Origin of the sequence: Pseudomonas sp. NBRC 111124 (genome assembly GCF_001320245.1) — a bacterium.
GTDB lineage: Bacteria > Pseudomonadota > Gammaproteobacteria > Pseudomonadales > Pseudomonadaceae > Aquipseudomonas.
Map to the genome: position 1 here is coordinate 101,492 of NZ_BCBA01000043.1, position 12,397 is coordinate 113,888.

Genomic DNA, 12,397 nt, shown 5'->3' on the forward strand with positions numbered 1-12,397 from the left:
TACTGTACGCGACGTGTTTCTCTCTCTTTCCCAGGCACGGGCCCAATGACCACCCACCCCGAAATAAACCTGACCAACTGCGATCGCGAGCCGATCCAGGTTCCAGGCAGCATTCAACCCCACGGCTGCCTGCTCGCCTGCGATGCGTCAGCCACTGTGGTGCTGCGCCATTCGGTGAATCTGCCAGAGATGCTGGGCGTGACTGGCCAGATCAATGGCCAGAAGCTGCACGCCATGCTGGGTGATGAAGTGGCGCACACCCTGCGCAACGCCCTTGCCCGTACCCGTGAAGGCTCGCGGCCCTCGCAGACGTTCAGCGTGCAGTTGCCTTCAGGCCAGGCATTCGATATCTCGGCCCATGTGTTCAAGGGCAGCGCAATCATCGAGTTCGAGCCCGCCGGCGCCAGCATTGCCGAGCCCATCGAACTGACGCGCACGCTGATCGCCCAGCTGCGCGACGTCGACCAGCCCCACAAGCTGTTCCGCGACGCCGCCCGTTTCGTGCGGGCGGTGCTCGGTTATGACCGGGTGATGATCTACCAGCTGGGTAGCGACGGCGCCGGCAAGGTCGTGGCAGAAGCCAAGCGGGGTGACCTGGAAAGCTTCCTTGGCCAGTACTTCCCGGCCTCCGACATCCCCCAGCAGGCCCGCGCCCTGTACCTGCGCAACCCAATCCGGATCATTGCCGACGCCACGTTCAAGACCGTCGCCATCGACCCGGTACTGGACCCGTCAGGCGAACCCCTGGACCTCTCCTACGCCCACTTGCGCAGCGTCTCGCCGATCCATTGCGAATACCTGACCAACATGGGCGTGGGCGCCTCGATGTCGATCTCGGTCATCGTCGATGGCGCGCTGTGGGGGCTGATCGCCTGCCACCATTACGCGCCGCGCACCCTGGCCATGGGGCAGCGGGTGGCCGCGCAAATGTTCGGCGAGTTCTTCTCGCTGCACATCGAAACCCTGCGAACCCGGCAGAACCTCGAAGCGGCCGTCAACGTGCACAAGGCACTGGACTCGCTGCTACGCGACGCCAGCCATGCCACCGACATCGAGGCGTTCTTCCATTCGCGCCTGGGCGAATTCCAGTCGCTGATCCCCTGCGACGGCATCGGCATGTCCATACAGGGGCGCTGGACCTCGACCGGTCTGACCCCGCCAAAAATGGCCATCCCTGACCTGCTGGGCCTGGCGCAAGGCGTCACCGAAGGCAAAACCTGGGCGTCCAACCGGCTGTCGATGGCGCACCCGGTGGCAAAGGACTACTCCACCGACGTCTCCGGCGTGCTGATCATCCCGATGTCGCAGCAGCCCAGGGATTACCTCATGCTGTTCCGTAAGGAAGTGGTCGAGACACTCGACTGGGCCGGCGACCCGAACAAGACCTACGACAGCGGCGCGCTGGGCGACCGCCTGACGCCGCGCAAGAGCTTCGCGATCTGGAAAGAGACGGTGCGCCAGCAGTCACTGCCCTGGAACGAACAGGACCGGCAGTTCGGCGAGGCCATTCGCACAGCCATCGTCGAAGTGGCCTTGCACAACAGCGAACTGCTGGCCAACGAGCGCTCCAAGGCCGAAGTGCGCCAGCGCATCCTCAATGAAGAGCTCAACCACCGGGTCAAGAACATCCTGTCGCCGATCGGTGCACTGGTGGCCCACCCGACGTCCGAGAGCCAGACGCTCAAGGACTATGTGACCACGCTCAAAGGCCGCATCCACGCGCTGTCCCTGGCCCACGACCAGGTCGTGCGCGGCGACGGCGGCGGTCGCCTTGCGACGTTGCTCGAAGCCGAGCTATCGCCCTATCGCACCTCGGCCGAGGCCATCGAGCTGGCCGGGCCGAATGTGATCCTCGACGCCCGCGCCTATTCGGTGATGGCCCTGGTGCTGCACGAACTGGCCACCAACGCGGCCAAGTACGGTGCGCTGTCGCAGGCCAGCGGCAGGCTCTGCGTGAGCTGGACAGTGGACGCGGGCAATGCCTGTGACATCATCTGGCGCGAAAGCAACGGACCAACGGTTCGCCCGCCAAGCCGCAGTGGCTTCGGTACGGTGCTGATCGACCGCAGCATCCCCTTCGACCTGGGCGGCACCAGTTGCGTCGAATACCTGCCCGAGGGGCTTCGGGGTTTGCTCAGAATCCCCGCCAGGCATCTCTCGGTGGCTGCGGCGCCAGAAGCGCCAAGCCCTGCCACGGCATTGGCGCAGCCGAGCAACCTGCCGGCTGCGCGCACGGATGCCTGTGTGCTGATTCTCGAGGACCAACTGGTGATTGCCGTGGGGCTGGAGCAGATACTCAACGACGCCCGGGTCACCGATGTCATCACGGCCGGCTCCGAGGATGAAGCCATGAGGCTGCTGGGTATCCGCAGGCCAGATGCCGCGATTCTGGATATCAACCTGGGCACCGGCACTTCGATGTGCGTGGCCGATGAACTGGTGCGGCGCGGTATTCCGTTCCTGTTCGCCACCGGGTATGGCGATGGCGTCAACATTGCGCAGCATCTGCAGCAGGTGACGGTAATCCGCAAGCCCTACGATGCCAATACCATTCTGGCCAACCTGCACACTCTGCTGCAGCCTTGATCACCGGGCAATGAACGCCGAGAACGCCAGGTTGGCGGCGAGTCTGCGCCTGCCGCAGGCCCACTGTGTGCGCAGCCGCTTAGCCCAACGGCGTTCCGCTGCGGCGGATCATTTGCGGGGTCTGGCCAATCGTACGCAGGAACGCCCGCCTCATCCGTTCCCGGTCGGCAAAGCCTGCCTCCCTGGCTACAACCTCAATAGAATGCCCGCTGTCTTCGAGCAGCATCCGCGCCGCCTCGACCCGCAAGTGCTCCACCGCCTTGGCCGGCGACTGGCCCGTTTCCGCGGTGAATGCGCGGCTGAACTGCCTGGGGCTCAGGTGCGAGACCTCGGCCAGCTCCTCTACGCTCAAGGTGCTCCTCAGGTTGCGCCGGGCGTAATCCAGTGCCTTCTGGATACGATCGGACTTCGGTTCGAGGTCCAGCAGCACCGAGAACTGCGACTGCCCGCCGGCGCGGCGGTGATAAACCACCAGTTTGCGCGCAACGACCCTGGCGGTTTCCAGGCCATGGTCCTTCTCGATCATGGCCAGCGCCAGGTCGATGCTTGCGGTCATGCCTGCTGAGGTCCACACCGGGCCGTCGATGATGTAGATCCGGTCCGGCTCGACCTTGACCTTGGGGTAGCGCTCCTGCAGTTGCTTGGCAAACAGCCAATGGGTGGTTGCCCGCCGGCCATCGAGCACACCGCTTTCTGCGAGGACGAAGGCGCCGACACACGGCGCGGCAACCCGGCGAGCGGTCTGCATCGACGCGCGCACGAAACTGGCAAGGCCGGCCGTGACCGGCATCACCGATGTCCCGGAGCCGAACATCACGGTATCGAACACCTGACCGCTGACGAAAGCGCGGGTGTCAACGCGAAAACCCGCCGAAGACATGACCAGCCCGCCCTCCTCCGACAGCAGTGTGACTTCATAGGCAGGCTTGCCCAAGGTCAGGTTGGCGATCTCGAATGCCGTGATCGCCGTAAGCCCCATCAGCTGAAAGCCAGGAAGGACCACAAAACCGAGGGTGTGCATCGCAATTCACCATGTCCTAAAAGGTGTCTTATATGACATTTAAGGCATGATCACAAGGCCATAGGATGTCTTCCATACCCGGCGCACAACCCGTGTACGGGCAACCCCTGGAGACAGCCATGAACAAGCAGATGGGCACCGCACTTATCACCGGCGCTTCCTCCGGCATCGGGGCGATCTATGCCGATCGGCTCAGCCGCCGCGGTTACGACCTGATCCTGGTCGCCCGCAGCGAAGCGCCCCTCAATACACTGGCCAAGCGCCTGACCGACGCCACCGGGCGGTCCATCGAGGTGGTGGTGGCAGACCTTGGCAACCAGGCCGGCCTGTCGCGGGTTGAAACTATCCTGCGCACCGATGCCAGCATCACGATGCTGGTCAACAACGCCGGCATGGGGGCCATCCAGCCACTGCTCGAATCCGACATCGACACCCTGGATGACCTGCTCACACTCAACGTGCAGGCGCTCACTCGCCTGACCTACGCAGCCATTCCCGGGCTGGTGGCACGCGGCGGCGGTACCTTGATCAACATCGCTTCGATCGTCGCCATCGCCCCGGAAGTCCTGAACGGCGTTTACGGGGCCTCGAAGGCCTATGTCTACGCCTTCAGCCAGTCGCTGCGCAGCGAACTCAAGGACCTCGGCGTGCAGGTGCAAGTGGTGCTGCCTGGCGCGACGGCCACCGACTTCTGGGCCACATCCGGCAAACCTGTCGAAGAACTGCCCAGCGCGATCGTCATGTCTGCGGCCGACATGGTCGATGCCGCCCTGGTCGGCCTCGACCTTGGCGAGTTCGCCACCGTTCCGGCGCTACCGGACATTGCCGACCTGGATGCCTATGAAGCCGCACGGCAAAAGCTGTTGCCGCAGCTGTCGTCGCGAGTACCTGCAGCGCGCTACAGGGTGTGAGCCCATCCACTTCCTGACCCAGCGCAGACAGAGGACTGACCGTCATGAACGCTCAGGTGGATATTGAACCCGGCGCGGTCCAGCACAGCGACACCGCGCTCGGCAAACCCATTGGCCGAGCCACCAGCCTGCGTCTGGGCGCCCTGGCGCTGGCAATCGTCGCCGGCATGGCCTACGCCAGCCACTGGTGGGCCAGCGGCCGCTTCATCGAAGACACCGATGATGCCTACGTGGGCGCCGAGGTGACCGTGATCAGTGCCAAGGTCCCCGGCTACATCAGCGAAGTCGCCGTCGTCGACAACCAGTTCGTCAAGGCCGGCGACCTGTTGGCGCGGATCGACGTGCGCGACTACAACGCCGCCTTGGCCAAAGCCGACGGCGCCGTGGCAGCGCAGCGTGCGCGCCTGGCCAATCTCGACGCCGTCGAACTGCTGCAACAGGCGGTCATCAGCCAGGCCAAAGCCCAGATCGACGCCCGCAGCGCCGAAGCCCAGCGGGCCATGGACGACAGGGCACGTTATCAAAGCCTGGTGCAAAGCCAGGCGGTCTCGGTGCAAAGCGCCCAGCGCGTCGACACGGCCTGGAAAACCGCGCAAGCTGACCGCGTGCACGCGCAAGCCGGCCTGCTGGCCGCACGCCAGCAGCTGGTGGTGATCGACACCCAACGCCAGCAGACACGGGCGGCACTGGCCCAGGCCGAAGCCGACCGGGAACAGGCCCGGCTCAATGTCGGGTACACCGAACTGCGTGCGCCGGTCGACGGCTATGTCGGCAATCGCCGAGCCAAGGTCGGCGCCTATGCTGCGGCAGGCAGCCAACTGATTTCGGTGGTACCGGCCCACGGGTTGTGGGTCGACGCCAACTTCAAGGAAGACCAGCTGGCACGCATGCAAGTGGGCCAGGCCGTCAGCATTACCGCCGACATCCTGCCGGGCCGTACCTTCCATGGCCGCGTCGAGAGCATTGCGCCAGCCACCGGCGCGCAGTTCAGTGTGTTGCCGCCGGAGAACGCCACCGGCAACTTCACCAAGATCGTGCAGCGCGTGCCGGTGCGTGTCCGCCTGGCAGAGACCGATGCCGACTTCGGCGCCCTGCGCCCTGGCCTTTCGGTGCTTGCCGAAGTCGATACCAGGGCCTTGCCGGCGCCGCCAGCGGACGTTGCCATGGCAGGCCGGCCATGAACAGTGCACGGCCAGCCCTTACCTCCCGCCAGAAGGTAATGGCCTTCGCCTGCATGTGTGTGGGGATGTTCATTGCCCTGATCGATATCCAGATTGTCTCGGCGTCGCTCAAGGACATCGGCGGTGGGCTTTCTGCGGGGGCGGATGACACCGCCTGGGTGCAAACGGCCTACCTGATTGCCGAGATCATCGTGATCCCGTTGTCTGGCTGGCTATCGCGGGTGATGAGCACGCGCTGGTTGTTTGCCGCCTCGGCCGCCGGCTTTACCCTGACCAGCCTGCTCTGCGCAGTGGCCTGGAACATCCAGAGCATGATCGCGTTCCGCGCACTGCAAGGTTTTCTGGGTGGTTCGATGATCCCGCTGGTGTTCACCACGGCATTCATCTACTTCAGCGGCCCGCAACGGGTGATCGCCGCCTCGGTGATTGGCGCCATCGCCTCGCTCGCGCCCACGCTCGGCCCCGCAGTCGGCGGCTGGATCACCGATGTTTCTTCCTGGCACTGGTTGTTCTACATCAACCTGGCGCCCGGCATTTTCGTCACCGTCGCCGTCCCCCTGTTGGTTAGGGTCGACCAGCCCAACCTGGGGTTGCTCAAAGGTGCCGATTACCTGGGGATGGGCTTGATGGCGGTGTTTCTCGGTTGCCTGGAGTACACCCTGGAAGAAGGCCCGCGCTGGAACTGGTTCAGCGACCGTACGATAGCCACCACGGCCTGGCTGGCAGGCCTGTGTGGCGTACTGTTCGTCTGGCGCAGCCTGAGGGTCGCAGAACCCATCGTCGACCTGCATGCTTTGCGCGATCGCAACTTTGCCCTGGGCTGCCTGTTTTCGTTCATCACGGGCATTGGCATCTTCGCCACCATCTACCTGACGCCCTTGTTCCTCGGCCGTGTGCGCGGCTACGGTGCCCTGGATATCGGCCTGGCAGTGTTCTCTACCGGCGTGTTCCAGCTACTGGCCATCCCGGTTTACGCCTTTCTCGCCAACCGTGTGGACTTGCGCTGGATACTGATGCTGGGCCTGGCGCTGTTCGGCATCTCGATGTGGGACTTTTCGCCGATTACCCATGACTGGGGCGCCAGGGAGCTGCTGTTGCCCCAGGCCATTCGGGGTTTCGCTCAGCAGATGGCGGTGCCGCCGACAGTCACGCTGACCCTGGGTGCGCTGTCGCCGGCACGGCTGAAACTCGCCTCGGGCCTGTTCAACCTGATGCGCAACCTGGGCGGCGCGCTGGGCATCGCGGCCTGCGCCACGATACTCAACGACCGCACCAACCTGCATTTTCTGCGCCTGGCTGAGCACCTGAACGTGCGCAACGAAACCATGAACACCTGGCTCGAGCAATGGCGTGGCGATGCCCAGGCACTGGGCCAGAACAGTCTGGATGCTGGCCAGACTGCGCTGCATCAGCTCTTGGCACTGACCTGGCGTGAAGCGCAGACGCTGACCTACGCCGACGCCTTCCTGGTGATCATGGTGTGCTTCGCGATCGCCACGTTACTGGTACCGTTGATGCGCAAGGTCCAGCCACCGCGGCAACCGTCGGCTGACGCCCATTGATCGCGCCTGGGCATCTGTCAGGCGGGTGGCGAAGGCCTGGTGGGCTGAATCAGCGCACCACGGCCAGCAGGCTCTGCGCATCGCTGACCTCGAACTTGCCAGGTGCTTCGACGGCCAGGTGCTTGACCACGCCATCGTCGACCAGCATGGCATAGCGCTGCGAACGCCGCCCCAGGCCACGGGCCGAAAGGTCCTGGCTCAGCCCCAGCGCCTCGCTGAACTCGCCATTGCCGTCGCCGATCATTTTTACCGCATCGCCCACCTGCAGGCTGTTGCCCCAGGCGCTCATGACGAAGGCATCGTTGACCGAAACGCAGAGAATCTCGTCAACGCCCGCCGCGAACAGCTCTGGCGCCGCGGCGACATAACCTGGGACGTGACGCTCGGAACAGGTGGGCGTGAACGCGCCTGGCAAAGCGAAAATCACTACTTTCTTCTGCTTGCAGCGTTCACGCACCGAAAAGGCATTCGGGCCGATCGGGCAGGTGCCTTCGTCGTGGTTGTACTCGTAGAGCTTGATGTCGGGCAGTCGGTCGCCGGGCTTGATCATCGCTGTCTCCTGATTAGGCAAGGGTCGAGGCTGGTATGATGCAGCAACCCACCCCCTCTGGTACATGATGCTCAGCCGCGCAGCTGATACCAGGTGGTCTTCAGCTGCGAGTACTTGTCAAACGAATGCAACGACAGGTCGCGACCGAACCCGGACTGCTTGCCACCGCCAAACGGCACGGTCACGTCCAGCGCATCGACCGTGTTGACCGACACCGTACCGGCCTTGAGTGCACGGGCAACCCGGTGCGCACGGTTCAGGTCATCGCTCCACACCGACGCCGCCAGGCCATAGATGCTGTCATTGGCCAGGCGGATCGCCTCTTCTTCGGTATCGAATGCACTGACCGCCAGCACCGGGCCGAAGACTTCCTCCCGGGACAGGCTCATGCGGTTGTCGACGCCGGCGAAGATGGTCGGCTCGATGAAGTTGTCCGAAGCCCCGATGGTCAGGCGCTGCCCGCCACAGACCAGGCGTGCACCCTCCTCGCGGGCCTGGCCGATGGCCCGGGCAATGCGCGTGGCCTGCTCGGCATCGACGATGGCACCCGCGCGACTGGCCGGGTCCAGCGGGTTGCCAGGCTGCCACTGGCGGGCCTTGGCCTGCAGCCGCTCGATGAATTCGTCGTGGATCGAGCGCTGCACATACAGCCGCGAGTTGGCCGAGCACACTTCGCCCTGGTTGAAGAAGATGCCAAAGGCGGCTTTCTCGGCCGCCAGGTCCAGGTCCTGGCAGTCGGCGAACACCAGGTTCGGGCTCTTGCCGCCGCATTCCAGCCACACTTGCTTGAGGTTGGACTGTGCCGAGTACTGCATGAAGTACTTGCCGACCTGGGTGGAGCCGGTGAACACCAGGCAGTCGACGTCCGGGTGCAGGCCCAGCTCGCGGCCCGCCGTTTCGCCAAGGCCCGGGACCACGTTGAGCACGCCTTCCGGCAGGCCGGCTTCCAGCGCCAGTTCGGCCAGGCGCAAGGCCGAGAACGGTGATTGTTCGGCGGGCTTGAGCACCACGCTGTTGCCCGCTGCCAGTGCCGGGGCAAGCTTCCAGGCGGCCATGTCGAGCGGGAAGTTCCACGGTACCACTGCGGCAACCACGCCCAGCGCTTCGCGGGTGATGGTGGCCAAGGCGTTGGCCGCGGTCGGTGCGACCTGGTCGTACAGCTTGTCGAGCGCCTCGCCATACCAGGCGAAGACGTGGGCCGAACCCGGTACGTCGATGTTGTAGGCGTCCATGACCGGCTTGCCCATGTTCAGCGAGTCCAGCAGCGCCAGCTCTTCGCGGTGGGCCATGATCAGCTCGGCCAGGCGCAGCAGCACCTTCTTGCGCTCCACCGGCGCCATGCGCGGCCACGGCCCTTGCTCGAATGCCTTGCGCGCCGTGCTGACGGCGAGGTCGACGTCGGCCTGGTCACAGGCGGCGACGCGGGCGAGCACCTGATGGGTTGCCGGGTTGATGGCGTCGAACGTTGCACCCCTGGCGGCACCGACCTGGCGCCCGCCGATCAAGGCCTTGTCTCGCAAACTCAGGCCTGCCGCGCGCTGTTGCCAGTATCCGAGATCGTACATACACACTCCTGACGACCGTCCGTGCGGTCCGATTGTTATGGGTCTGGCAACTATTCTTGGCCCAGCCGCGGACCTGGCGAAACCAGCTTTTTATTGCCCCTTGCAGAGGAAAATACTCGCCAGTGCCGCGCACCAGGGATTACGCGACTGGCGCAGCATGGTCCCCCCAAAGGGTGATTTCGAGGCCTCCCCGAGTGTGGGAGCATTCGAGCCGCGCCATTCCAAGCGCCCTCCCAAGCCTCATCCCAATGCCTTCGCCAGTAGCGAGCCCGCTCGCCTACTGCAGCTTCCTGCATCCCCTTTCAGGAGTCAGCCATGCATACAACAACAAATACAGCTCAGCCCCATCCCCATCAGCCTGCGCCCCCCGGCAACACTTCAGGTCGTTTCAGAAAGTCCATGGGCATGACCGCACTGGTGCTGTTCGGCCTCGCCTACATGGTCCCGCTTGCCGTCTTCACCACCTACGGGCTGGTCACCCAGATGACCAAGGGCCACCTGCCCATCGCCTACCTGCTCACCCTCGCCGCCATGCTGCTGACCGCCTACAGCTACGGCCGCATGGTCCAGGCCCATCCCTACTCCGGCTCCGTGTACACCTACACGCGCAAGGCGTTCGGCAGCCACTTCGGCTTCATCGCCGGCTGGACCTTGCTGCTCGACTACATCTTCTTGCCGCTGCTCAGCTACCTGCTGATCGGCATTTACATGTCCGAGTACTTCCCGGCCATCCATGCCTGGGTGTGGGTGGCCGGGTCGATTGCCCTGGTGACCTTCCTCAACCTGATCGGCATCGAGTCGATCACCCGGGTCAACTGGATCCTGGTGGTGGCACAACTGGTGTTCATCGTGGTGTTCGTCGCCCTGTCGGTGCGCCACATGAGCGGCCAGGCCGCGCCGGTCTCGCTGCTGGCGCCGTTCCACCACGAAGGCTTCAGCGTGCCGCTGATCATGACCGGGGCGGCAGTGCTGTGCCTGTCGTTCCTCGGCTTCGATGCGGTGTCGACCATGGCCGAGGAAACCAGCAACCCGACCCGGCGCATTCCGCAGGCGATCATGGCGGTCTCGGTGATCGGTGGCCTGTTGTTCCTGGTGGTGTCGTACTTTGCCCAGATGGTCTTCCCCGACTGGGCGAGCTTTGCCGACCCGGACTCGGCCTCGGTGGACGTGATGCGCCGGGTCGGCGGCGAGATGCTGGTGACGGCCTTCACCGCGACCTATGTGGCCGGCTGCTTCGCTTCGGCAATGGTGTCCCAGGCCAGCGTGTCGCGGGTGCTGTTCGCCATGGGGCGTGATGGCGCACTGCCCCGGGTGTTTGGCCAACTGGTGACGAAAAAGCGCGTGCCGGCGACAGCGATCATGCTGGTCAGCCTGCTGTCGCTGGTGGCGCTGTTCATCACCCTGGACACCGTGGCCAACATGATCAGCTTCGGCGCCCTGTTCGCCTTCTCGGCGGTGAACCTGGCGGTGGTCAAGCACTACCTGGTGGACCAACAGTTGCGAGGGATGCGCAACTGCCTGATGTATGGCGCCATTCCCGCGCTCGGGTTCCTCAGCACGATCTGGTTGTGGACCAGCCTGTCGAGCATGTCCTTCACCATTGGCCTGTGCTGGATGGGCGTGGGCTTCCTTTGCCTGCTGGGGCTGACCAAGGCGTTCCGGGTGAAGTTGCCCGAGCTGCAGATGGCCGAGTAGTCGGTTGAGCCAGAGATGGCTGCATGCCCATCGCCGCCCAACCGCCCCAACGTGGCAATTCTGAATGGTATGATCCCTCGTTAAACGTTTCAGTATGTTTCAACGTGTTTAAAAAGGGACCGTAATGTCTGTTCAGGAATTACCGCCGCTCGCCGTATCCAAAGGCGACGTCGGCAAGATGGAAGCTGCCATGGCGCTGGGCAGCTTCGCCATCGGCACCGGCGAATTCGCCATCATGGGCCTGATGCCCGATATCGCCAGCAACCTGCACTTGAGCGAGCCGCAAGTCGGCCATGCCATCAGCGCCTACGCGCTGGGCGTGGTGGTCGGCGCCCCAACCCTGGCCATCCTCGGTGCCAAGCTGCTGCGCAAGCACATGCTGCTGTTGCTGATGGCGCTGTATGCCATCGGCAACCTGGCCACTGCCTTTGCCCCATCGTTTTCCAGCATGGTCGCCTTCCGCTTCATCAGCGGCCTGCCCCATGGTGCCTACTTCGGGATTGCCGCCGTGGTGGCGTCGAGCATGGTGCCCAGCAACCAGCGCGCCGGCGCCGTGGCCCGGGTGATGATGGGCCTGACCCTGGCGATGCTGCTGGGCAACCCGGTAGCGACGTTCCTTGGCCAGTTCTTCGGCTGGCGTTCGGCATTCCTGCTGGTTGGTGCCATCGCCCTGTGCACCATTGCGCTGGTCTGGCGCTACGTGCCGCAGCCCCATGACGAACCGCGCAGTGACCCCCGCAAGGAGCTGCAAGCCTTCACCCTGCCGCAGGTGTGGATGGCGCTGAGCATTGCCGCGATCGGTTTTGCCGGCATGTTCTGCGTGTTCAGCTACCTGGCACCGACCATGCTGCAAGTGACCCAGGTGTCGCCGGAGTGGATCCCCTTCGGCCTGGCTGCGTTCGGCGCTGGCGGCATCATCGGCAACATTGCCGGCGGCAAGCTGTTCGACCGCCTGCAGTTCCGCGCCGTGGGTATCGTCCTGGTCTGGTCGGCGGCCGTGCTGCTGTTCTTCAGCTTCGCCGCCCACGCGCTGTGGTCGGTGCTGCTGGGGATCGGCCTGGTCGGTACCATGATTGCCCTGGCGGCACCGCTGCAGATCCGCCTGATGGACATCGCCCATGAAGCGCCAAGCCTGGCGGCCGCTTCCAATCACGCCGCCTTCAACCTGGCCAATGCCCTGGGACCCTGGTTTGGCGGCATGGCCATCAGCGCCGGTATGGGCTGGACCAGTACCGGTTACATCGGTGCGGCCACCGCACTGGCAGGCTTGGTGATCTACCTGGTGGCACGCCGCATGAAAGACGGGCACTGACCGCTTGCTCGGCC

General features: G+C 64.5%; 9 protein-coding genes. 6 read left to right on the forward strand and 3 right to left on the reverse strand.

What is annotated here, in order from left to right; all coding sequences use genetic code 11:
- Nucleotides 1–45 precede the first annotated feature (45 nt).
- Nucleotides 46–2,586 carry an HWE histidine kinase domain-containing protein gene (locus APH28_RS17935; protein WP_060511645.1) on the forward strand — a complete coding sequence of 847 codons (2,541 nt, stop codon included), beginning with the start codon at nt 46–48 and terminating at the stop codon, nt 2,584–2,586.
- Between the two features lie 79 nt (nt 2,587–2,665).
- Here APH28_RS17935 and APH28_RS17940 read toward each other — a convergent pair whose 3' ends face one another.
- Nucleotides 2,666–3,607: a GlxA family transcriptional regulator gene (locus APH28_RS17940; RefSeq protein WP_060511646.1), complete on the reverse strand. Its 942-nt coding sequence runs from the start codon at nt 3,605–3,607 to the stop codon at nt 2,666–2,668.
- A 119-nt stretch (nt 3,608–3,726) separates the two neighbouring features.
- On the opposite strand from APH28_RS17940, the gene APH28_RS17945 reads away from it, so the two are divergent.
- The 3 genes from APH28_RS17945 to APH28_RS17955 are packed head-to-tail and all read left to right on the forward strand — an operon-like array spanning nt 3,727 to nt 7,261.
- Complete coding sequence (locus APH28_RS17945) at nt 3,727–4,518, forward strand: SDR family oxidoreductase (RefSeq protein WP_060511648.1); 792 nt, start codon at nt 3,727–3,729, stop codon at nt 4,516–4,518.
- Between the two features lie 44 nt (nt 4,519–4,562).
- Entirely contained in the window at nt 4,563–5,699 is a 1,137-nt protein-coding gene (locus APH28_RS17950) for an HlyD family secretion protein (RefSeq protein WP_060511650.1), read from the forward strand.
- Complete coding sequence (locus tag APH28_RS17955; RefSeq protein WP_060511652.1) at nt 5,696–7,261, forward strand: DHA2 family efflux MFS transporter permease subunit; 1,566 nt, start codon at nt 5,696–5,698, stop codon at nt 7,259–7,261. The genes APH28_RS17950 and APH28_RS17955 overlap by 4 nt, the downstream gene beginning before the upstream one ends.
- 49 nt (nt 7,262–7,310) lie before the next feature.
- Here APH28_RS17955 and APH28_RS17960 read toward each other — a convergent pair whose 3' ends face one another.
- Nucleotides 7,311–7,811 (reverse strand): peroxiredoxin, encoded by a 501-nt coding sequence (locus APH28_RS17960; protein WP_060511654.1) that lies wholly within the window; start codon nt 7,809–7,811, stop codon nt 7,311–7,313.
- Nucleotides 7,812–7,882: 71 nt separating this feature from the next.
- On the reverse strand, nt 7,883–9,376 hold the full coding sequence (locus APH28_RS17965) for an aldehyde dehydrogenase (protein ID WP_060511656.1): 1,494 nt from the start codon (nt 9,374–9,376) through the stop codon (nt 7,883–7,885).
- Between the two features lie 315 nt (nt 9,377–9,691).
- Between APH28_RS17965 and APH28_RS17970 the strand changes: the two genes are divergently transcribed.
- A complete protein-coding gene (locus tag APH28_RS17970; RefSeq protein ID WP_060511657.1) occupies nt 9,692–11,071 on the forward strand; it encodes an APC family permease in 1,380 nt (459 codons plus the stop codon).
- Between the two features lie 124 nt (nt 11,072–11,195).
- Nucleotides 11,196–12,383, forward strand: coding sequence for an MFS transporter (locus APH28_RS17975; RefSeq protein ID WP_060511659.1), 1,188 nt, complete (start codon nt 11,196–11,198; stop codon nt 12,381–12,383).
- Nucleotides 12,384–12,397 lie beyond the last annotated feature (14 nt).